Annotated in this window: 14 protein-coding genes; 10 read left to right on the plus strand and 4 right to left on the minus strand. The window is 59.2% G+C overall.

Annotated elements, in window-relative coordinates; all coding sequences use genetic code 11:
• The first annotated feature begins 91 nt into the window (after positions 1–91).
• The 3 genes from Q0936_RS05045 to Q0936_RS05055 all read left to right on the plus strand — a co-directional run bounded on the left by Q0936_RS05045 (position 92) and on the right by Q0936_RS05055 (position 1,951).
• Positions 92–517, plus strand: a complete 426-nt coding sequence (locus tag Q0936_RS05045) for a heme-binding protein (protein ID WP_299140469.1) — start codon at positions 92–94, stop codon at positions 515–517.
• 106 nt (positions 518–623) lie between these two features.
• Positions 624–1,403: a gamma-glutamyl-gamma-aminobutyrate hydrolase family protein gene (locus Q0936_RS05050; RefSeq protein ID WP_299293421.1), complete on the plus strand. Its 780-nt coding sequence runs from the start codon at positions 624–626 to the stop codon at positions 1,401–1,403.
• A gap of 35 nt (positions 1,404–1,438) precedes the next feature.
• Positions 1,439–1,951, plus strand: coding sequence for a transposase (locus tag Q0936_RS05055; protein ID WP_299293424.1), 513 nt, complete (start codon positions 1,439–1,441; stop codon positions 1,949–1,951).
• Positions 1,952–1,988: 37 nt separating this feature from the next.
• Here Q0936_RS05055 and Q0936_RS05060 read toward each other — a convergent pair whose 3' ends face one another.
• Positions 1,989–2,750: an SDR family oxidoreductase gene (locus Q0936_RS05060; protein WP_299293426.1), complete on the minus strand. Its 762-nt coding sequence runs from the start codon at positions 2,748–2,750 to the stop codon at positions 1,989–1,991.
• A 157-nt stretch (positions 2,751–2,907) separates the two neighbouring features.
• On the opposite strand from Q0936_RS05060, the gene Q0936_RS05065 reads away from it, so the two are divergent.
• The 5 genes from Q0936_RS05065 to Q0936_RS05085 all read left to right on the plus strand — a co-directional run bounded on the left by Q0936_RS05065 (position 2,908) and on the right by Q0936_RS05085 (position 9,002).
• The gene (locus Q0936_RS05065) at positions 2,908–3,360 is read left to right on the plus strand and encodes an isoprenylcysteine carboxylmethyltransferase family protein (RefSeq protein WP_299377930.1); all 453 of its coding nucleotides are present in this window, start codon (positions 2,908–2,910) and stop codon (positions 3,358–3,360) included.
• A 146-nt stretch (positions 3,361–3,506) separates the two neighbouring features.
• A complete protein-coding gene (locus Q0936_RS05070) occupies positions 3,507–5,081 on the plus strand; it encodes a Re/Si-specific NAD(P)(+) transhydrogenase subunit alpha (protein ID WP_299377932.1) in 1,575 nt (524 codons plus the stop codon).
• A gap of 12 nt (positions 5,082–5,093) precedes the next feature.
• Positions 5,094–6,590, plus strand: coding sequence for an NAD(P)(+) transhydrogenase (Re/Si-specific) subunit beta (locus tag Q0936_RS05075; RefSeq protein WP_299377934.1), 1,497 nt, complete (start codon positions 5,094–5,096; stop codon positions 6,588–6,590).
• 223 nt (positions 6,591–6,813) lie between these two features.
• Positions 6,814–7,608 (plus strand): hypothetical protein, encoded by a 795-nt coding sequence (locus Q0936_RS05080; RefSeq protein WP_299296604.1) that lies wholly within the window; start codon positions 6,814–6,816, stop codon positions 7,606–7,608.
• Between the two features lie 110 nt (positions 7,609–7,718).
• Positions 7,719–9,002 (plus strand): DUF3422 family protein, encoded by a 1,284-nt coding sequence (locus tag Q0936_RS05085; RefSeq protein ID WP_299296607.1) that lies wholly within the window; start codon positions 7,719–7,721, stop codon positions 9,000–9,002.
• Between the two features lie 125 nt (positions 9,003–9,127).
• Here the strand turns inward: Q0936_RS05085 and Q0936_RS05090 are convergent, their stop codons facing one another.
• From Q0936_RS05090 to Q0936_RS05100, 3 genes are all read right to left on the minus strand, one after another.
• Positions 9,128–10,102, minus strand: coding sequence for an ABC transporter permease (locus Q0936_RS05090; protein ID WP_299296609.1), 975 nt, complete (start codon positions 10,100–10,102; stop codon positions 9,128–9,130).
• Entirely contained in the window at positions 10,095–11,102 is a 1,008-nt protein-coding gene (locus Q0936_RS05095) for an ABC transporter permease (RefSeq protein ID WP_299140488.1), read from the minus strand. Before Q0936_RS05095 ends, Q0936_RS05090 begins: the two co-directional genes overlap by 8 nt.
• 88 nt (positions 11,103–11,190) lie before the next feature.
• Positions 11,191–12,894, minus strand: coding sequence for a peptide ABC transporter substrate-binding protein (locus tag Q0936_RS05100; RefSeq protein WP_299296611.1), 1,704 nt, complete (start codon positions 12,892–12,894; stop codon positions 11,191–11,193).
• A gap of 295 nt (positions 12,895–13,189) precedes the next feature.
• Between Q0936_RS05100 and Q0936_RS05105 the strand changes: the two genes are divergently transcribed.
• Complete coding sequence (locus Q0936_RS05105; RefSeq protein WP_299296613.1) at positions 13,190–15,022, plus strand: ABC transporter ATP-binding protein; 1,833 nt, start codon at positions 13,190–13,192, stop codon at positions 15,020–15,022.
• A gap of 130 nt (positions 15,023–15,152) precedes the next feature.
• Positions 15,153–16,313, plus strand: coding sequence for an acetylornithine deacetylase (argE, locus tag Q0936_RS05110; protein WP_299296615.1), 1,161 nt, complete (start codon positions 15,153–15,155; stop codon positions 16,311–16,313).
• Positions 16,314–16,392 lie beyond the last annotated feature (79 nt).

A 16,392-nucleotide genomic window follows, 5' to 3' on the forward strand; every position in this document is an offset into this window, starting at 1 on the left:
TTTCGGCGCGGCAAGTCTGCTTGCCGCCCGCGCAACGCCAATACCCACACGTTCAGAAAACGCCCCAAAGATGAGGGCAGGAGACCAAGAAATGACTATTTCCCTGCGCAAGGCACGGACCATCATCCGCAAGACACTTGAGAAAGGGCGCGAGCTGGACCTCAAGCCATTGTCCGTCGTTGTTCTGGATGCCGGTGGTCACGTGCAGGCTTTTGAGCGCGAAGACGGCGCCGCCCCCGGCCGGTTCTCGATTGCGCATGGCAAGGCTTACGGCTCTGTCATGCTGGGCATGGCGGGCACCGCCCAGATGGCACGCGCCGAAGCGCAGGCTTACTTTATGGAAGCGGTCAACGGCCTCTTTGGCGGTCAAGTGGTGCCAGTTCCCGGCGGCGTGCTGATCCGCGACAAGAAAGGGAATATCGTGGGTGCAGTTGGTGTCACGGGTGATACGTCCGACAACGATGCCGCCGCCGCCGTTGCAGGCATCGAAGCGGCTGCTTTGACGGCTGAAATTTAGGCACTGACACTTTGCGGCTTTGCGCACAGTGACGTGCGCGCGGGCCGCACTGTTCTTGGCGGGGCGTCAGGGCTATAACGGCGCGACGCATCGCAAAGAGGTACAAATGGCGCGCCCCATTATCGGTATTATCTCCAACCATCACGTCATCAATGATGAATACCCGGTGCAGGCCGCCGGGCTCATCAATATCTCGGCGGTTGCGGATGTTGCCGAAGGTCTGCCGCTCTTGGTGCCTGCAGAACCTGACAAGGTGCGGCTGTCCGATTTGCTGGAGAACTGCGCGGGTTTTGTGTTCACTGGTGGGCGTGCCAACGTGCATCCCGAAGAATACGGTGAAGAAGCAACCGAGGCGCACGGCGCTTTCGATCGCAACCGTGATGCGGTGACCTTGCCGCTGATCCGCGCTTTGGTCGAAAGGGGCCAGCCTTTCTTGGGGATCTGTCGTGGGTTTCAAGAGGTCAATGTCGCCATGGGCGGCTCCCTATACCCCGAAATCCGCGATTTGCCGGGGCGCGACAATCACCGCATGCCACCTGACGGCACACTCGAAGAGAAATTTGCCCTTCGCCACGACGTGACATTTTCCGAAAATGGCGTGTTTCATCAGCTGATGGGGCGTCAATCTGTGCCGACAAACACGCTGCATGGGCAGGGGATCAAAGCGCCGGGACCACGGGTTGTGGTTGATGGGCACGCGCCGGATGGCACACCCGAGGCGATCTATATCGACGGCGCACCTGGATTTAGCCTGTCCGTTCAATGGCACCCAGAGTGGAACGCCAAATGTGACCCAGTCTCACGCCCGCTGTTCGAAGCCTTCGGGGCCGCGTGCCGTGATTGGGCCGACGGGCAACGGACACGGCCGATGCTGCGCACCGCTTAAGCTTGCGTTAACCAAGGGCGGGGCAGGATGCCTGCATGCCCGTAACCCATCTATCCAACCCGACCTTTTTCTTTACTGCGCGCGCAGCACAGCGTGGCAGTGACGTCTTTGTGCGTGAAATTCACGCCTTGCGTCAGGCGATGCGGCAAACCCGCAACAAGCACCCCTTTGACATCGCCGAAATTGTTGTACTGGGCGACGTCATCCATACGCTTTGGGACTTGCCCGCCGGGGATACGGATTTTGCGATCCGATGGCGCATGTTGAAAACGCTGTTTTCACGCAGCGTTGAAAAGGGCGTTTGGCAACGCAGGTTTTGGGAACACGAAATTCGCGATCCTGCCGATCTTGCCGCGCACCGACGAATGATCTGGGCAGCGCCGGTCCAGGCGGGTCTGGCCAAGCGGCCCGAAGACTGGCCGCATTCGTCAGTCCATCGTGCGATGTCTTTGGGGCAGTACGACACCTCCGGTGCCAGGCAAGCGTCGCAGGCAACGATGCCGATGCGCAAGCCGTCAGTCGCGGCACAGTTGCGCGCCGTCAGTTGACTGTTGTGGTTTGCGGTCGGTCAGACCTGAGTGCCGCTCAAACAGTCTGGCCGCCAGAGATCTGGATGCTTTGACCGTTGATGCTTTGTGATCCTGGGCCCACCAACCACAGTGCTGCGGCCGCAACCTCTGAGACGTCCAGCAGTCTTTTGTGCCGGTTGGCGTCAACCATCACCTGCCGCGCGGCGTCGCTGCTCATGCCTGTGTGAGTGGCAATGGCGTCTTGGTTGCGGGTGACAATTGGCGTGTCGACATAGCCGGGGCAAAGCGCGTTGAAGGTGTAGGGTTGGCCGATGTACTCTTCACTCAGCGACCGGATCATGCCGATCAGACCGTGTTTGGAAGCTGCATAGGCCGCCGCACCGGGCAATCCCCTGAGACCCGCTATGGACGAAATCGCGATGACCCGGCCCCAATCTGTGTCCCGCATGCCGGGCAAACAGGCCCGTATGGTTAGAAAGGCGCCATCCAGGTTGGTCGCCATCATATCACGCCAAAACGCAGTGTCCGTTTTGTGCAATGCGCGGCCTTCGGCAATGCCAGCGTTCGGAACGCAAATCTGAACGGGTCCACGTTGAGAAATCGCGTTTTCTATCGTGTCATTGACCGATGCCTCGTTGCGCACATCCATGGTCATGCCAAAGAGGCCATTGCCGGACACCTGATCCAAAACCTCGGCCCGGCGGCCCGTGATGGTCACCTTGCAGCCGTGGTCGGCTAGCATCTGCGCAACCGCCAGGCCAATGCCCGTACCGCCACCCGTGACCAACGCGTGAATACCATTCAAGTCCGTTTGCATGGGCTGTGTCCTCAGGCTGATTGGATTTCAGGCACTGTGCGTGCTTGGTCGACGTCGCGCAACTCAAAGTCACGCAGAACGTCGCAGGTCGTTTCCAAAACACCATCGCGTATTGACACGACCCAACGCTCGGGCCACCGTTAAGACTGTTGACCTCATGAAAAACGTACTCGACATACCCCCCGTCTGGCTGATCATGGCGTTGCTGCTGGCATGGTGCCAGGGCCGCTTTTTTCCGTTTGGAATGAGTGTGGATCACCCCGTAACACGGACGATGGCGGGGATGTTGATCGGCGCCGGTGTCATTCTGATGGCCGCCGCTGTCATCGAGTTTTACCGCCGACGCACCACCGTCATCCCACATCAAACACCGTCGAAACTGATCACATCCGGCGTTTTTGGTCGCACACGCAATCCTATCTACCTCGGCGATACGCTCTTGCTGACCGGTCTGATCCTACGCTTTGACGCCGTGCCATCCCTGGTGCTTGTGCCAATCTTTGTCTGGTGGATCGAACGGCACTTTATCGTGCCCGAAGAGGACAGGATGCGCCGCGTGTTTCGTGCCGATTTTACGCGCTACGAACAAAAAGTGCGCAGGTGGGTTTAGATTCTTTTCATTTATTACCTGGCTGACGCAGGTGCCCTTCTTGTATCTCCCAACATAGGGCGCTACTGGACACGCGGGCTTTGTAAACCACATACCCAATCGGCTTTGCCACCAAAGATTGCAGCAAACATGGGGGACTGCTCCGCATGAAGATCGGAACACCGAAGGAAACTTTTGCCGGAGAGCGTCGTGTTGCCATGACGCCGGACAGTGCCACGGCGCTGCAAAAACTGGGCCATACCTGTGTGGTTGAAACGGGCGCTGGGTCAGAGGCCGGGTTTGCAGATGCAGACTATGCCGCTGCGGGTGTCGAAGTTGTCAAAACAGCCGCCGCCTTGTGGAAGGCTGCGGATGTGGTCGCCAAGGTGCGCGCGCCCGATGCCACCGAGATGAAGCGGTTGCGCGAAGGACAGACACTAATCTCGTTCTTCAGCCCCGTTGCTGACGAGGCAAAGATGCAGAGCGCCGCCAAAAAAGGCGCGACTGTCGTCGCCATGGAAATGATCCCGCGGATCTCTCGTGCGCAGAAAATGGACGCGCTGTCGTCCATGGCGAACATCGCGGGCTACCGGGCCGTTATCGAGGCTGGCAACAACTTTGGCCGCTTCTTTACCGGTCAGATCACAGCGGCTGGCAAGGTGCCACCTGCCAAGGTGCTGGTCGTAGGGGCGGGGGTTGCTGGTCTCGCAGCCATCGGAACCTCGACCTCTTTGGGTGCCATCACCTACGCCTTTGACGTGCGCCCCGAAGTGGCCGAACAGGTCGAGTCGATGGGCGCCGAGTTCGTCTATCTCGACTTCGAAGAAGAGCAGCAGGATGGTTCGTCGTCGGGCGGATACGCCTCGGTCTCTTCGCCCGAGTTCCGTGAAGCACAGCTTGCCAAGTTCCGGGAACTGGCCCCTGAGGTCGATATCGTCATCACCACGGCGCTGATCCCAAACCGCGAAGCACCCGAGCTGTGGACCGAAGACATGGTCGCCTCGATGAAGCCCGGCTCGGTCATCGTGGACCTTGCCGCAGAAAAGGGCGGCAACTGCAAACTGACCGTCGCGGATGAAAAGATCGTCACCGAAAATGGCGTGACCATCATCGGCTACACCGACTTCCCCAGCCGTATGGCGACGCAGTCCTCCAGCCTCTATGCGACGAATATCCGCCACCTGATGACGGACCTGACGCCGGAAAAAGACGGCGTGATCGATCACAACATGGAAGATGACGTGATCCGTGGGGCCACAATTGCCCACGCGCAAGAAGTCACCTTCCCGCCGCCACCACCCAAGGTGGCCGCCATTGCCGCAGCCCCCAAGAAGGAAGCGGCCAAAGAACTGACGCCCGAAGAGAAACGTGCCGCTGAGACGGCAGCGTTCAAGGCGCAAACCAAGAACCAGGTCACTCTGCTTGCTATTGGTGGCGCACTGATCCTGTTGGCGGGTCTCTATACCCCGGCCAGCTTTATGCAGCACTTCATCGTCTTTGTTCTGAGTGTGTTCATCGGTTTCCAAGTCATTTGGGGCGTGGCGCACAGCCTGCACACACCGCTGATGGCCGTGACCAATGCGATCTCGTCGATCGTGATCCTTGGTGCACTCATACAAATCGGGTCGACGTCTGGTGTCATCACCTTCCTGTCGATCTTTGGGGTCTTTATGGCGTCGATCAACATTTTCGGCGGCTTCCTCGTGACACGGCGCATGCTCGCCATGTTCCAGAAATCCTAAGGAGTAGGCGCAATGGAACTCGGATTTACCACTGCCGCCTATGTTGTTGCGGCTGTTCTCTTCATCTTGTCGCTGGGCGGTCTGTCCGGACAGGAAAGCGCCAAGCGCGCCGTCTGGTACGGCATCGTGGGCATGTTCATCGCTGTGGTGGCGACGCTGATTGGACCGGGGCAGGGCCTGTGGCTGTTGTCTCTTCTGCTCATCGCCGGCGGCGCGGCCGTCGGCTATCAGCTGGCGACCAAGGTCGAGATGACGCAAATGCCCGAGCTTGTAGCCGGTATGCACGCCTTGGTCGGTCTGGCGGCGGTGTTCATCGGTTATAACGCACACATCATGATCGGTTACGTTGATGGTCATCTGGCCGAAAACGGGGCCGCCTTGGGTGGTGCCATTGTAGACGGTCAATGGGTGCAGTCGGTCGACAAGGCCGTGTTGGAACCGCTGTCTGCCTTTGGTCAGTTGATTGCCAAAAAGACGGCGGTCGAGATTACCATTCTGCAGATCGAACTGGTTCTGGGCATCTGGATCGGTGCGGTGACATTCACAGGGTCCTATGTGGCTTGGGGCAAGCTGTCCGGCAAGGTCGACAGCTCCGCCACCAAACTGCCCGGTGGACACATCCTGAACGCGGCTGCGGCTGGCGCATCGGTGGTTCTGGCCATCATCTACTTCAGCAGCGGCAGCCTGTTGTCGCTGATCCTGTTGACACTTCTGGCGCTCTTCATTGGCTGGCACCTGATCATGGGCATTGGCGGCGCAGACATGCCGGTCGTGGTCTCCATGTTGAACAGCTATTCCGGCTGGGCGGCTGCGGCCATCGGCTTCTCGCTGGGCAACGATCTGTTGATCGTGGTTGGTGCGCTGGTCGGCTCGTCCGGTGCGATCCTGTCCTACATCATGTGTAAGGCGATGAACCGGTCGTTTGTGTCGGTCATTCTGGGCGGCTTTGGCGGCCCGGCGGGTGAGCAGATGGCGGTTGAAGGCGAGCAGATTGCGATTGAGGCGGATGGCGTTGCCACAGCCCTGAACGAAGCCGACAGCGTCATCATCATCCCCGGTTACGGCATGGCCGTGGCGCAGGCCCAGCAGGGCGTGGCCGAGCTGACGCGCAAACTGCGCGCTGCTGGTAAAGAGGTGCGCTTTGCGATCCACCCCGTTGCCGGGCGTCTGCCGGGGCACATGAACGTGCTGTTGGCCGAGGCCAAGGTGCCTTACGACATCGTTTTGGAAATGGACGAGATCAACGACGACTTCCCCGACACGGATGTCGCCATTGTCATCGGTTCGAACGACATCGTGAACCCCGCTGCACAGGACGATCCAAACAGCCCCATCGCTGGCATGCCGGTGTTGGAATGCTGGAAGGCCAAGCAGGTGTTCGTGTCCAAACGCGGGCAGGGTACGGGCTATTCCGGGATCGAGAACCCGCTGTTCTTCAAGGACAACACACGCATGTTCTACGGTGACGCCAAGGCGTCCATCGACAAGCTGCTGCCGATGATCGACTAAGTCGGTAGATCTGAAAAACAGTTGAAAAGGCGGGCTCACAGGCCCGCCTTTTTCGTTTGAAAAGCTGCGTGTGAGATAAACGATGCACCATGTCGTGACCTGACAGCGGTTTGCAAACGGGCTATGTCGGGGTCGTTGCGCCCGTTGGAGTGTTGTGGTGAGTTTGTTGAATTCCATACTAGAGGCATCTGCGAAGTCAGGGCGCCAGGGATTCATACGCAACATGCCGCGCCACTGCGCCGTGTTCATGCCGCGCAGCGCAAAACTGCTGGTGACATTTGACCATTTCGGCTCCATCCACTCCGCCCCTCCAAGGTTGCCTTGGGGGCACGCATTGGCGGCAGAGATGGGGTGGTCACACCTTGGCAACATGACCAAACAGAACGACTGGTTCCGACACAAGGATATGTTCGCGCTCTATCGCAAACTGCGGGATGATGCGTTCTTTGCCGACTTTGAAGATGTCGTGTTTTATGGCGCGTCCATGGGCGGCTATGCGGCCTGCGCCTTTTCCGTGGTGCGGCCCGGTGCGCGTGTGGTTGCGATTTCCCCGCAAACGACGTTGCGCAAATCCATTGTGCCTTTTGAAACGCGGTTCCCCGAGGGGCGCAAACTTGGGCAGTGGTCCGGCCCTTGGGTCGATGCGGCCGAGACAGCGCGCAGCGCATCCAGCGTCAAAATCATCTATGACCCGTGGTGGGGACCGGACGCCGCACATGCCGCACGGTTTACCGGTCACCGCGTAGATCGCTATGTGGCACCGTTCATGGGCCACCGGGTGCCGCAACACCTCAAGTCTATGGGATTGATGTCGACGGTGGCCAGCCGCGCCATCAAAGGCGGGTTGCACCCGACCAAGTTCCGATCCCTGTTGCGCAAGCGTCATCGCGATGCAGGCTATGTGACAGCGCTCTTGAAACGTGCGCAGCGCGCAGGGCATGGAGGTCTTGTTACCCGCCTGTTGGATGGCGGCGCGCTGCCGCTTTCTGATGCACAGAAGAACGCTTTGCGGCAATAGGTGGTGGCTGCATACCATTGCATTCTATTAACATATTGAAAATATGGTAAAATTCGTTTTGCTTTGTGGGTTATCTGGTCTATTTGTCCCAAAACACTTTCGGAGCAGCCATGGCCCCCATCGAAGATCACCCGCTACGTTACCGGTTGGCCAACGAACTGCATGCGCGTCCGTTTCCATCCATGCAGGCGCCGTGTTCGGCGGCGTATGTGGCGTTCAAACAGCCGGAAATGGCGGCCAACCGGGACCGTGCGCGCGACGTTGCACACCTGATGGCGCTCTTGGACCGCCATGGTGCGCCACATCCTCAGCCGGGGGCCACGCATTACTATGGGCAATTGGGTCGCCATTGGCTCAAGTGGGAACAACATACCGAGTTCGTCACTTACACGATCTTTTCGGAGGGTGTTGAGGACCGCGCGTTTGATGCGCGTGCCTTTGACCCATTCCCGCAGGATTGGCTGGAGGATGCGCCGGGGCAGCGTGTGACGTCTATTCTGATCCGGGTTGAGCCGCGCCGTAACGCCGAAGAGATGCGTGCGGATTTCCGGGACTGGTTTGTGCCCGAAAGCCTGGCCGTGAGCAGTGTCCTCGAAGGGGCGGCGATCATGGGGGGCGATTTCCGCATTGATCAGAACGGTCACATGCGGTTTGCGGTCTTTGCAAGCGAGGGAACGGGCCAGCGCCGGATTGGGCGTATCGTACAGCGTCTGTGCGAGATCGAGACGTACAAGTCCATGTCGATGCTCGGCTTTGCCCGGGTCCGAGCCATGGGGGCACAGTTGGGTGTTCTGGATACGCGGCTGACCGAACTGGTTGAGGCGATGTCGGTCGAAGGCTCGAAAGCCGAAGAAACCTTGCAGGCATTGCTGGCAATATCGGCAGAGCTGGAGACGCTTTCAGCGCAGTCGTCCTTCCGGTTTGGTGCCACATGGGCCTATGAGGCGATCGTCAACGAACGCATCGCGGCCCTACGTGAGGACCGCCATGAGGGGCGTCAGACCTTTGGCGAGTTTATGGTGCGGCGGTATCAGCCTGCGATGCGCACTGTGCGGTCCGCCCAGGAGCGGTTGGATGCGATGTCAGCGCGCGGTGTGCGGGCCGCCAATCTCTTGCGGACGCGTGTGGATGTGGAACGGTCCGCGCAAAACCAGGCGCTTTTGGAAAGCATGGACAAACGGTCGGATCTGCAATTGCGCCTTCAGCGCACCGTTGAAGGTCTGTCGGTGGTGGCGATCAGTTACTATGCCGTGTCGCTGGTGTCCTACTTGCTTTATCCGCTGGCTGAGAGCACAGGGCTGTCGAAGGGTCTGTTGACGGCGATAGTGACATTGCCCGTTGTTCTGGCCGTGTGGGGGTTGGTGCGGCGTTTGCGCAAGGAAGTCGACAAGTAGAGGCGTCGGGGTGGACTGTTTCGGCTTGCGCCGAAAGGCGCCCACCCGCCGACCCATTTAACGCGCACGTGTCTTTGCAGACGTTTGTCTGCAATTGTGAAATTTGGAAGCGGCGAGCGACGTTCTTAGCGGCCCCGTATCCGGGGGTCCAAAGCATCTCGCAGACCGTCGCCCAGGTAGTTCACGCCAAGCACTGTCAGTGAGATAAGAATACCGGGCAGGATCACGCGTTCGGGGTACTGTTCCATCCGTTGAACACTGTCGGCCAGCAGTTTGCCCCATGTTGGGAAATCCGACGGGAAGCCGACGCCGAGGAAACTGAGCGCGCTTTCGGTGATGATCGCGGTGGCCAGCCCAAGTGTGGCGGACACCATGATCGGAGAGATCACGTTGGGCAGCAGGTGCCTGCGGATGATTGCACCGGAAGTTGTGCCGATGGAGCGGGCGGCGAGGATGAATTCGCGTTCCTTGAGGGCGAGGATGTCGCCGCGAACGATCCGCGCAGTTTGCATCCATGAGGTCAGACCGACAACGGATACGATCAGGATGAACATACCACCTTCGGGTCCGAAATTGGCGCGCAAGGGCTCGCGGAACAGGGTCACAGCCACCAGAAGCAGGGGCAAGATCGGCAGCGACAGCACAAGGTCGGTAAAGCGCATGAGCCAGAAATCGGCTTTTTTGAAGTAGCCAGAGACCACGCCCACTGAGGTGCCGATCAGCAGGGCAAGCACCATCGCGGCCCATCCCACCGCCATGGAGGCACGGCCGCCAGCGATCAGGTTTGCCAGAATGTCACGGCCAAGGTTGTCCGTACCCAAGGGGCGGAACCACCCGGTCTTGGCGCTGCCGTCCCACAGCGCCACGTAGATCGGACGCATGTCCTTGTTGCGGATGTCCAGCTTTTGCGGATCGACCTGCCAGATGTAGGGGCCAAGGATCACCGCCAATGTGATGAACACCAGGAACCCGCCACCGAATAGGGCCCCCTTGTGGTGCTTGAACTGGTCCCAGACGTCCTTCCACTGGCTGCGCGGCGCCTTTGGCGGCTCCTTGTCCTGGAGGGCGGCATATGGGTCTGCTGCGGATTGATCAGTCATAGCGGATCCTCGGGTCGAGCACGCCGTAGAGTACGTCGGCAATGAGGTTGAAGAGCACGATCAGGATCGCGAAGATAAAGGTCAGCGTCATCACCATTGGGATGTCATTGGCGAAAAGCGCAGTCAGCAGAAGTTGTCCGATGCCGTTCACCTTGAACACGTTCTCAGTGATAATCGCGCCACCAAAGATCGACGGCACACCCAGTGCAATCACGGTGATCACCGGGATCATCGAATTGCGTAGCACGTGCACCATGACCACAGCGCCCTCCTTGAGGCCCTTGGCGCGGGCTGTGCGGACATAGTCCTGTCCCAGGTTGTCGAGCATCGAAGAGCGCATATAGCGGCTGAGCTGTGCGGTCGTTTGCAGCGCCAGCACCATAACGGGCATGATCATCTGCATGAACTGGATTTTGAAACTGGCCCAGTCGGTGACGACATGTGTGGTGTCATAGATCGACGGAAACCACCCCAGCTGAACCGAAAACACAACGATCAGCAGTGGTCCGGTGAAAAAGGGCGGGATAGAAAACCCGATCATTGTGATGAATGTACCGGTCTGGTCGAACACCGAGTATTGCCGGTAAGCCGAATAGATGCCGATGGGCAGGGCGATCAGGATACCCACCACGTAAGACAGGCCCACAACCCAGAGCGTCTGCGGGATGCGCTGCACCACGATGTCCATGACGGGGCTGCGCGTCTGCCATGAGATCACGCGCTGTTTGCCTTCGGCAAAGGACGTGCCGAACCAGTGGTCAAAGAGGACCTGTGGTTCGATCCAAAAGAATTGCACGATCCATTTCCAGTATTGCACATGGATCGGCTGGCCGAGGCCCAGTGCCTCGCGCATCTTCTCTTTGACTTCGGGGGGAACAGTCAGCGGGACCTGCGCCATCGGGTCGCCGGGGGCGAGTTGGAGCAGGAGAAAAATCACAAGGCTGATGAACAAAAGCGTCGGGATCGACAGGATCAACCGGCGGATTGTGAAAGTCAGCATAAAGGGCCAGTCCTTTTGCGGAGGTCTTTTTATTTCTTGGTCTGAGACCGGGGTAGGGTGGGCAATGCTGCCCACCCCATGGTCAGGATCACTTCACGCGGTGCCAGTCGGCCACGTTCCACAATTCACTGTCCCAGACGTTCAGGATGACGCCGCCCAGCGAATTTGCATGGGCCGACACGCGGCCACGGTGCACAAGTGGCACGATGGTGAACGTGTCTTTGGTCAGCATGTTGTTCATCTTGATCGCAATCTCGGCGCGCTTTTCGATTTCGCCGGTGCGTGCCAGCTCGTCGATCAGCTCGTCATATGCGGGATCACAGAAACGGTTGATGTTTTCACCCTGCCACTGGCTCGATGGCTTGGGCTCGCCGCCGCAACGATAGGCCGCCAGATATTGCTGGGGGTCTGTGCCGTTGAAGGTGTTGGCGTACATTTCCACGTCTGCATAGAACTTCTGGAACGTGTCGGGCGAACCGGGGTCACCACCAAAGAACACGGAAGCATCAAGGTTGCGGAGTTCGGTTTCAACACCGATTTCGCTCCACCACTGCTTGATCAGCGCCTGGAAATCCTGACGGACGGCGTTGGTCGAGGTCTGGTAGAGGATGCTCAGCTTGACGCCGTCCTTGTCGCGGATGCCGTCACCGTCGCTGTCGGTCCAACCCGCCTCATCCAGCAGCGCCTTGGCACCGTCGATGTCTTGTGTTGCACAGTGCTGATCGCCCGAGGCGAACATGGCGGGCGCAGGCACGAGGTCACAGGTGACCTTACCAGCCTTACCATAGCCAACTTCGACCAGCAGCGGGCGGTCGATGGCCATCGACAGCGCTTTGCGCACGTTGATGTCGCTCAGGAAGGGGTGGGGTTCCGCCACTGTAGACCGCGTTTCTGGCGGCAGATCGGGCGACGGGTTCGTCATGTTCATCTCAAGGCGCTCGACCAGCGGACCAAAGCCTGCGATGGCCTTGCCCTTGCCGCCTTCTTCCATGCGGGCAATCACGTCGGGTGCAAGCTGGAGGTTCCAAGCATAGTCAAATTCGCCGGTTTCCAGAACCGCACGACCCGCGGCTGTCGCGTCGCCGCCACCCTTGAATGTCACCTTGGCAAAGGCAGGTTTGGCCGGGTCGCGATAGTTTTGGTTGGCCGAGAACTGGATCACGTCGTTGGGACGGAAATCGTCAACCACGAACGGGCCGGTGCCGATGGGGTTGAAGTTTGCTTCGGTACACTCAGGTGCTTTGGCACCGAGGCAATCCGCAAACTGCGCCGCTTGAATGATCGGCGATTGACCACCGACAAATGGCCCGTAGGGGTTTGGTTTGGGCTGGTTGAACGTGACCTTGACCGTCAGATCGTCAATGGCCTCGACGTTTTCAACGCCATCAAAGAACGCAGCCTGCGCGCAGCCACCTTCGGGGTGCATGCAGTATTCGGCTGTGAATTTGACGTCAGCCGAAGTCACTGGCGTGCCATCAGACCACACCATGCCGTCGGCAATTTTCCATGTGATGGTCGTCAGGTCCGCGCTCACACCACCGTTTTCAACGGTGGGGATTTCAGCAGCCAGAAACGGCACCATGACGCCAACTTCGTTGTAACGGGCCAGCGGCTCAACCACCAGGCTGGCCGATTCCACGTCCTTGGTCCCGCCCGAAAGGTACGGGTTCAGGATCGAGGGCGCCTGCCAATAGATGATGCTCACTTCGCCGTCGGCTCCACGCTCGGCAAAGGCTGCCGGCGCAAGCGCGGCCGTGGCCACAGCACCCATAAGTAGGGTTTTCATTGTCATGTCATACTCCTTGTTGGACGCAGGGTTGCCCCATGCATCAATCGCGCATCACGTTTGGCGTGATACATTTCAGTCTTGGCAGGGTTTGGCACTGAACAAGGTAACCCACGGTTTCCCCGCGATTTTTACTCTTGGCCCCCCAAGTACATGCCAATATCGAAACAGACTTTGGGGAAATTGCAAGCGTTGCGTGCAGTCAATCGTGAATTTCGTGCGCTTGGGTTTGACAGTGCCGCGGCCTTCGCCCACTCTTTGAAACAAACGGGTCGAAAAGGCTCAATTAACGGGGATGTCCATGCTTGATCACACCGACACAGCGCCGATTGCCAGTATCCAGGGACTGCGCGTTGAGTTCCAAACCAAGGACGGTCCGGTGGTCGGTGTCGAAGACGTGTCGTTTGACATCAAACCGGGCGAAACCGTCTGTGTCGTTGGCGAATCCGGGTCGGGCAAATCGGTGTCCTCACTGTCGCTGATGCGGTTGGTCGAGTTCGGCGGCGGTCAGATCGCGGGTGGCCGCCTCGTCTTTGATCGCAAAGATGCTGAGGCGGTCGATCTCGCCGAAACGGATCAGGACCTGATGCGCACGATCCGCGGCAATGAAATTGGCATGATCTTTCAAGAGCCGATGACTGCGCTGAACCCGGTCTTTACCGTGGGGCGGCAACTGACCGAGGGCCTGCGCCTGCACAAGGGGCTGAGCAAAAGCCAGGCAGAAGAGCGCGCGCTTGCGCTGCTCCAGCAGGTGCGCATTCCGGAACCTGCGCGCCGGATGAAACAGTACCCGCACGAATTGTCGGGCGGTATGCGCCAACGCGTTGTGATCGCCATGGCATTGGCCTGTGCGCCGCGTCTGCTGATTGCAGACGAACCAACAACGGCCCTGGACGTGACGATCCAGGCGGAAATCCTCGCGCTAATGGACCGGCTAAAGCGCGAAACCGGTACGGCGGTGATGTTCATCACGCATGACATGGCCGTCGTGGCGCAGATGGCGGACCGGGTTGTGGTGATGTTCCGCGGCAACAAGGTTGAAGAGGGGCCGGTCGAAGAGATTTTCGAGAATCCGCAGCACCCGTACACCAAGGCGCTGCTGGCGGCTGTGCCCAAACTGGGCGAGATGCGTGGCAAGGCGCACCCGGAGCCGATGAAGCTGATGGGGCGCGCGCAAGACGAGATCAAGCCGATCCCCGGATCTGACACCCCGCTTTTGCATGTCAAAGGGTTGACGACCCGCTTTCCCGTGCGCGGTGGTTTCTTCCGCAGACTGGTCGCAAACGTCCACGCGGTCGAAGACGTGTCATTCACCATCAACAAGGGGCAAACACTCAGCCTTGTGGGCGAAAGCGGGTGCGGCAAGTCGTCGGCGGGCCGCTCGATCCTGCGATTGGTCGAACCGCAATCCGGTGAGATTCGTTTGGGCGACATGGATGTCATGGCACTGAACGACCGCGATTTGCGGCGGGCGCGTGTGGACATGCAGATGATCTTTCAGGACCCCTTTGCCTCGCTCAACCCGCAGATGCAGTTGGCGGACCAGGTGGCAGAACCGATGCACAACTTTGGCATGTTCAAAGGAGAGGAAGGGCGCAAACGGGTCGAGATGTTGTTTGACCGTGTGGAATTGCCGCGCAGCTTCATGCGCCGCTATCCGCACGAATTGTCAGGCGGGCAACGTCAGCGGGTGGCCATCGCGCGCGCGCTTGCGCTCAATCCCAAGCTGATCATTGCGGACGAGGCGGTGTCTGCGCTGGACGTGTCCGTTCAGGCGCAGGTTTTGAACCTGATGATGGAGCTGCAATCCGAGATGGATTTGTCATTCCTTTTTATCAGTCACGACATGGCGGTTGTGGAGCGGGTGAGCCATCAGGTCGGGGTGATGTATCTGGGCCGCATCGTCGAAATGGGCCCACGGGCGCGCGTGTTCGAGAACCCCCAACACCCTTATACGCAAGCGTTGATGAAGGCCGTGCCAATCGCAGACCCAAGGCAACGGAAGGCCGAGAAGGATTTGAACTTCAAACCGATTCCGTCGCCCATTCATCCTGTCGACTATCGTCCAGAGCCATCTGTCTACAACGAGGTCGAGCCGGGGCATTTCGTCCTGACCACCGACAGTGGGTATTGATGCGCCATACCCAAGCCGCCCTGAGCAGTGTCCTGTCGGTTGCTTGCCTTGGGATGTACGGCGCTGACCAGTGCTGCAGTCTTGCGGCAGACCGCTGCAAAACAATCATAAAGCCAATGGAGGCGACCGCGTGACCGTCCGAATGACCCCGCTGGAATTGATGACCAAGCTGATCAGCTTTCCCACGGTAAGCCGGGACACAAACCTGCCGCTTGTGGATTGGGTCGAAGGATACCTGGCAGATCACGGGATCGTCGCGCATCGTTATGTGGACCCCGATCAACCCAAAGCCGCGCTGTTTGCGCATGTCGGCCCTGAGGTCGATGGGGCGGTTGTCTTGTCCGGTCACACCGATGTGGTGCCTGTCGACGGCCAACCGTGGGAGTCGGATCCGTATGTTGTTACCGAACGGGACGGCAAATATTTTGGGCGCGGCACCTGCGATATGAAGGGGTTCGATGCGCTGGCCATTTGGGCGCTGGTTGAGGCGCATGTCGCTGGTGTGCGGACGCCCTTGCAATTGGCGCTAAGCTTTGACGAAGAGATCGGATGCCTTGGCGCACCGCCGATGATCGAGGCCATGCAGGCTGTTGTGCCCAAAGGCGGGCCGGTCATTGTGGGTGAGCCGTCAATGATGAAGGCCGTTACGGGCCACAAGGGTGGGCAAGGCTTTGCCACTCATGTGGTCGGCTTTGAGGTGCATTCGTCACTCTTGCCACAGGGCGTCAGTGCGATTTTGGAGGGGGCCAAGGTCATCGATTTTGCCAATGCGCGCAATGCCGAGAACATGGCGGCGACGCCGTCTGCTTTGGCGGCGATGTTCGACCCGCCCTTCACCACGTGGCACGTGGGCCAGATCAAGGGGGGGACCGCGCACAATATCACGGCCAAGTCCTGCGCGTTTTCCATGGACTTCAGGGCAGTCCCTGGGGACGACGTCGTTGCGCTGAAAGAGGCGTATCTGGCGCATGTTGCCCACATCGAAAAGGGTATGCAAGCGATCCATCCGGACACGCGGATTGAAGTGGATGCGCGATTTAACGTGCCGCCGTTGACGCCAGAAGAAGACGGGAGCGCCGAAGCGCTGGCGCGCGCCATTACAGGTGACAATGGCACCCATGTGGTTAGCTATGGCACCGAGGCGGGTCAATTTCAGGCGGCTGGTTATTCGGCAGTGGTGTGCGGGCCGGGTGACATTGCCCAAGCCCACCAACCAAACGAATTTATCAGTGTGGCGCAGTTTGAGGCTGGGCATGCGTTTATGCGTGATCTGGTTGCGCGTTTGAAATGATGTCGGGGCTGGACTGTTTTGGCCTTTGGCCAAAAGGCGCCCACCCACCGACCCAAGCTGGACGCGATTTCTTTGGACA

The organism is uncultured Tateyamaria sp., assembly GCF_947488715.1.
GTDB lineage: Bacteria > Pseudomonadota > Alphaproteobacteria > Rhodobacterales > Rhodobacteraceae > Tateyamaria.

What these genes read in the sequence shown, in the direction of transcription:
- Q0936_RS05045 (WP_299140469.1), top strand. Translation starts at nt 92, where the DNA reads ATGACTATTTCCCTGCGCAAGGCACGGACCATCATCCGCAAGACACTT.
- Q0936_RS05050 (WP_299293421.1), top strand. Translation starts at nt 624, where the DNA reads ATGGCGCGCCCCATTATCGGTATTATCTCCAACCATCACGTCATCAAT.
- Q0936_RS05055 (WP_299293424.1), top strand. Translation starts at nt 1,439, where the DNA reads ATGCCCGTAACCCATCTATCCAACCCGACCTTTTTCTTTACTGCGCGC.
- Q0936_RS05060 (WP_299293426.1), bottom strand. Translation starts at nt 2,750, where the DNA reads ATGCAAACGGACTTGAATGGTATTCACGCGTTGGTCACGGGTGGCGGT.
- Q0936_RS05065 (WP_299377930.1), top strand. Translation starts at nt 2,908, where the DNA reads ATGAAAAACGTACTCGACATACCCCCCGTCTGGCTGATCATGGCGTTG.
- Q0936_RS05070 (WP_299377932.1), top strand. Translation starts at nt 3,507, where the DNA reads ATGAAGATCGGAACACCGAAGGAAACTTTTGCCGGAGAGCGTCGTGTT.
- Q0936_RS05075 (WP_299377934.1), top strand. Translation starts at nt 5,094, where the DNA reads ATGGAACTCGGATTTACCACTGCCGCCTATGTTGTTGCGGCTGTTCTC.
- Q0936_RS05080 (WP_299296604.1), top strand. Translation starts at nt 6,814, where the DNA reads ATGCCGCGCCACTGCGCCGTGTTCATGCCGCGCAGCGCAAAACTGCTG.
- Q0936_RS05085 (WP_299296607.1), top strand. Translation starts at nt 7,719, where the DNA reads ATGGCCCCCATCGAAGATCACCCGCTACGTTACCGGTTGGCCAACGAA.
- Q0936_RS05090 (WP_299296609.1), bottom strand. Translation starts at nt 10,102, where the DNA reads ATGACTGATCAATCCGCAGCAGACCCATATGCCGCCCTCCAGGACAAG.
- Q0936_RS05095 (WP_299140488.1), bottom strand. Translation starts at nt 11,102, where the DNA reads ATGCTGACTTTCACAATCCGCCGGTTGATCCTGTCGATCCCGACGCTT.
- Q0936_RS05100 (WP_299296611.1), bottom strand. Translation starts at nt 12,894, where the DNA reads ATGACAATGAAAACCCTACTTATGGGTGCTGTGGCCACGGCCGCGCTT.
- Q0936_RS05105 (WP_299296613.1), top strand. Translation starts at nt 13,190, where the DNA reads ATGCTTGATCACACCGACACAGCGCCGATTGCCAGTATCCAGGGACTG.